Annotated in this window: 2 protein-coding genes and 1 tRNA gene; 1 reads left to right on the top strand and 2 read right to left on the bottom strand. The window is 71.5% G+C overall.

From position 1 onward, the window contains the following. On the bottom strand, positions 1-1,080 hold a 1,080-nt coding region (locus tag B7767_RS31300), incomplete at its 3' end, for a serine/threonine-protein kinase (protein WP_256923636.1). Between the two features lie 87 nt (positions 1,081-1,167). After that, positions 1,168-1,716: a DNA-binding protein gene (locus B7767_RS31295; protein WP_030857021.1), complete on the bottom strand. Its 549-nt coding sequence runs from the start codon at positions 1,714-1,716 to the stop codon at positions 1,168-1,170. A 182-nt stretch (positions 1,717-1,898) separates the two neighbouring features. Here B7767_RS31295 and B7767_RS31290 point away from each other — a divergent pair. Then, positions 1,899-1,971, top strand: a tRNA-Ala gene (locus B7767_RS31290). The last annotated feature ends 41 nt before the right edge of the window (positions 1,972-2,012 follow it).

The following is a 2,012-nucleotide window of genomic DNA, read 5'->3' as shown; positions in this document are numbered from 1 at the left end:
CCCGTCCGGGCCCGCACCACGCTCCCCTGAGCCGGTTCCGGCGTTCGTGCCGGCGCCCGCCGCCGTGGCCGGCCGGACCGGCCCCGGGCCGGTCGTGCCGCCGGATCCGTCCGCGCCGCCCGTGTCCCGGACGGATCCGGAGCCGGGCGGAGAACCCCGCTCCTCCTCCGGGGCCGTACGCACCACGCCCGAAGCCCGCTTCAGCGGGCCGTCCGCGGCGAACCCCGGGGGCAGGGGGCCCAGTTGGTCGAAGATCTCGATCAGTTCGTCGTCGGGGCCGGGCTCCGGAAGGAGTTCCACGGCGGCCGCGAGCGCCTTCCGTGCCCCCGTGGCCGTACGGAACCGCGCCTGCGGATCCGGCTGGAGCAGCGAGGCCACCACCTGCCACAGCGGCTCGGGGATGCCCTGGGGCGCGCCGGGCGTCCCGTGGTCGGCGAAGTACTGGATGAGGGCCTTGGCGTCCGGCTTGGCGCCCTCCAGCAGATACAGCGCCACCAGGCCCACGGCGAACAGGTCGGCGGGGAAGTCCGGTTCGGAGCCCATCAGCTGCTCCGGCGCGAGATAACCCGGCGTGCCCACCACCAGGTTGGTCTCGGTCAGCCGGGGCTCGCCCAGCCGCATCGCGATGCCGAAGTCCGACAGCCGCAGCCGCGGCCTGCCCGTGCCGGTGGCCTCCAGGAGCACGTTGGCGGGCTTGATGTCGCGGTGCACGACGTCCTCCGCGTGCACCGCGGCGAGCCCCGCCAGTAACTGGTCGAGCAGGGTGCAGACGAAGGCCGGCGGCAGCGGGCCGTAGTCGCCGACCAGGTGGACCAGCGAACCGCCGGCGACCAGGTCCATGGTGAACAGGACCTTGTCGTCGTCGGCGGCCCAGCTGGTGGGTGCCAGGACATGGGGGTGATCGATCCGCAGCGCCTGCTCGCGCACGAAACGGAGCAGGGAGTGGGCGTCGCTCTGCAGCAGGACCTTGGCGGCCACGTAACGGCGGCGCCGGTGGTCCCAGGCGCGCCAGACGGCACCGACACCCCCGCGCCCGATCGGATCGACCAGTTCGTACCGGCCGGCGAAGACCTCACCCATCGCTGTGCGTCGCCCCTCCCCTGCGGTGTCCCCCCGTCTTCCGCGCGTCCCCGGCGGCCGAACCCCCTCCGGCCGCCGGGCGGGGAATCAGTTCTGGTGGGACTGGTAGTGCGTGACCGCGTCGGAGGTGCGGCCCGCGCCGTAGACCCGGAGGAACTCTGCCAGTTCGGGGTGCGTGGGGGCGAGGGTGTCGGCGGCCTCGATGATGTCGCCGGCGGCGGCCACCGAACGCAGCAGTGACTGGATCTCACGGACCACCCGCTTGACCGTGGGCGCCCCCGAACCGCTCGTCGTCTGCGTGGTGTTGCTGAGCACCGAGCCCCCCTGTGACCTCTTGATCTCGTCCATGCGCTCGGTCGCCTCGGCCGCGCTCACACTGCCGTCGGCGACCTGCCCCGCCAGGTCCTGCAGCAGCTGCACCCGCTGCACCACGGCGGGATTTCCGATCTTCGCCCGCTGGCCGCTCATCAGCTGCGACAGCATCGGTGCGGACAGTCCCAGCACCCCCGCGAGACGAGCCTGGTTGAGGCCCAGGTCGTCTATGAGCCTACGGAAGAGCGCCCCCAGCGGCTCCCCGTACCAGTTCCGCTGCAGTTCCCGCGCTCTTGCGGTGGCTTCCTGCTGTGCGGCGTCCATTGCGTCTCCCCATCGCTTCCCCAAGAACCGTGGTTCGCTGTAGCGAACCACGTCCGAGCATCTTACGGAGAGTGGTTGGTCACGGGGACCCCCAATCTTTTTGCGGAATCCCCGGGGGGACCCGGTACTCTGGTCACAGGCGCCCACCGGGATGCGGTTCTCGCAGGTGGACGCTTTCCTCCGGGGCCTTAGCTCAGTTGGTAGAGCGCTGTCTTTGCATGGCAGATGTCAGGGGTTCGACTCCCCTAGGCTCCACATCCAAACCCCTCCCACCTGCGGAAACGCGGCGGGAGGGG

This window comes from Streptomyces sp. 13-12-16 (assembly GCF_002114215.1).
GTDB lineage: Bacteria > Actinomycetota > Actinomycetes > Streptomycetales > Streptomycetaceae > Streptomyces.
The sequence above is the reverse complement of the archived record's forward strand: the minus strand, read 5'-3'. Positions and strand labels throughout refer to the sequence as shown.